The organism is Streptomyces sp. SID14436 (genome assembly GCF_010548465.1).
Lineage (GTDB): Bacteria > Actinomycetota > Actinomycetes > Streptomycetales > Streptomycetaceae > Streptomyces.
The window spans coordinates 1-2,099 of the sequence record NZ_JAAGMD010000610.1 but is presented as its reverse complement, the minus strand read 5'-3'; the positions used below and the strand labels follow the sequence as shown (position 1 = coordinate 2,099).

Here is a 2,099-nt window from a genome sequence, read left to right as displayed (position 1 = left end):
CTCCCGGCCCGCCGCTCCCGCACCGGCGGGGGCCGCGGACGACCCCCTGCCGTCCGGCGCCCGCGCCGGGCGCACCACCGTGGCCGCACCGCCGCCCGTCCGGACGGCCCCGGGCGGAAGGAGGACCCGCTGATGTGCGGTCTGAGCGGTGAACTGCGCCTGGACGGCGGGCGGGTGGACCTCGCGGCGGTCGAGCGCATGACCGACCGCCTCGCGCCCCGCGGCCCCGACGGACGCGGACTGTGGTGCCAGGGCCCCGTCGCCCTGGGCCACCGGCGCCTGAAGATCATCGACCTGTCCGACAGCGGCGCCCAGCCGATGACCGACCCGGGAGCACGGCTCGCCGGCGTCTTCAACGGCTGCATCTACAACTACCGCGAACTGCGCGACGAACTGCACGCCCTCGGTCACCGCTTCTTCTCCGAATCCGACACCGAGGTCGTGCTCAAGGCCTACCGGGAGTGGGGCACCGACTGCGTCAGCCACTTCCACGGCATGTTCGCCTTCGCGCTCACCGAACTCGACACCGGCCGCCTCGTCCTGGCCCGCGACCGGCTCGGCGTCAAGCCGCTGTACCTGTCCGCGACCCCGGAACGCCTCCGCTTCGCCTCCTCCCTGCCCGCCCTGCTCGCGGGCGGCGGGGTGGACACCTCGCTCGACCCGTTCGCCCTGCACCAGTACCTCAGCTGGCACGCCACCGTGGCCGCGCCCCGCACCGTCCTCAACGGGGTGCGCAAACTCCCCCCGGCCACCGTCCGGGTCGTCGACCCCGACGGCACCGAGCACGACACGTGCTACTGGCAGCCCGCCTACACCCGCCGCCCGCAGGACGCCGGACGCACCGCCGAGGACTGGACGGACGCGGTGCTCGACGCGCTGCGCACCGCCGTGCGCCGCCGTACGGTCGCCGACGTCCCGGTGGGCGTGCTGCTCTCCGGCGGACTGGACTCCAGCCTCATCGTGGCCCTGCTCGCCGAGGAGGGCCGGCACGACCTGGCGACCTTCAGCGTCGGCTTCGAGTCCGAGGGCGACGAGGAGGGCGACGAGTTCGCCTACTCCGACCTCGTCTCCCGGCACTTCGACACCCGCCACCACCAGCTCATGGTGCCCTCCGACCGGGTCGCCGGCGCCCTCGACGGGGCCGTGCGCGCCATGAGCGAGCCGATGATGAGTCACGACGTGGTGGCCTTCCACCTGTTGGCCGAGCAGGTGGCCAAGGAGATCAAGGTCGTCCAGAGCGGCCAGGGCGCCGACGAGGTGTTCGCCGGCTACCACTGGTACCCGGCGATGGCCGGGGTGCCGCGCGAGCAGGCCGCGCAGGCCTACATCGACACCTACTCCGACCGTACGCACACCGACCTGGCCGGCATCCTCGCCCCCGGACTGCTGCCCGGCCGGGACACCTCCGCGGCGTTCGTCCACGCCCACATGGCGCAGCCGGGCGCCGAGACCGCCCTGGACGCCGACCTCCGCCTCGACGCCCACGTCATGATGACCGACGACCCCGTCAAACGGGTCGACAACATGACGATGGACTGGGGCCTGGAGGCCCGGGTGCCCTTCCTCGACCATGAACTCGTCGAACTGGCCGCCGCCTGCCCGCCCGGGCTGAAACTCGCCGACGGCGGCAAGGGCGTCCTCAAGGCCGCCGGCCGCCGGGTCCTGCCCGCCGAGGTCGTCGACCGGCCCAAGGGCTACTTCCCGGTCCCGGCGATCAAGCACATGGCCGGCCCGGTCCTCCAGCGGGTCCGCGAGGCCCTCACCGCCCCCGAGGCCCGCGCCCGCGGCATCTACCGCCAGGAGTACGTCGACGCGCTGCTCGCCGCACCCAACGCCCACCGCACCCGGCGGGGCGCGAACACGCTGTGGCAGACGGCACTGCTCGAACTGTGGCTCCAGACGCACGGGATCCGCTGACCGGCGTGGGCACGGAGACGGAGAGGGAGACGGACGGCATCCGGGAGGACGGCATCCGGGAGGCGGGTCCGGCGACCGCGGAGTTCACCGTGCACGGGAGCGGGGCCGCCCTGCGCACCCGCCCGCCCGGGCCGCGCGGCCCGGCCCCGGGCAGCACCGACCACGCCCCGCGGCCCCTGCCG

General features: G+C 74.4%; 1 protein-coding gene. It reads left to right on the top strand.

Annotated features, from left to right (window positions below; genetic code table 11):
* Window positions 1-132 precede the first annotated feature (132 nt).
* On the top strand, window positions 133-1,917 hold the full coding sequence (locus tag G3I53_RS21600) for an N-acetylglutaminylglutamine amidotransferase (protein WP_164335867.1): 1,785 nt from the start codon (window positions 133-135) through the stop codon (window positions 1,915-1,917).
* The last annotated feature ends 182 nt before the right edge of the window (window positions 1,918-2,099 follow it).

Bases quoted from the DNA above. Each gene is read 5' to 3' on its own strand.
- G3I53_RS21600 (WP_164335867.1), top strand. From the start codon at position 133: ATGTGCGGTCTGAGCGGTGAACTGCGCCTGGACGGCGGGCGGGTGGAC.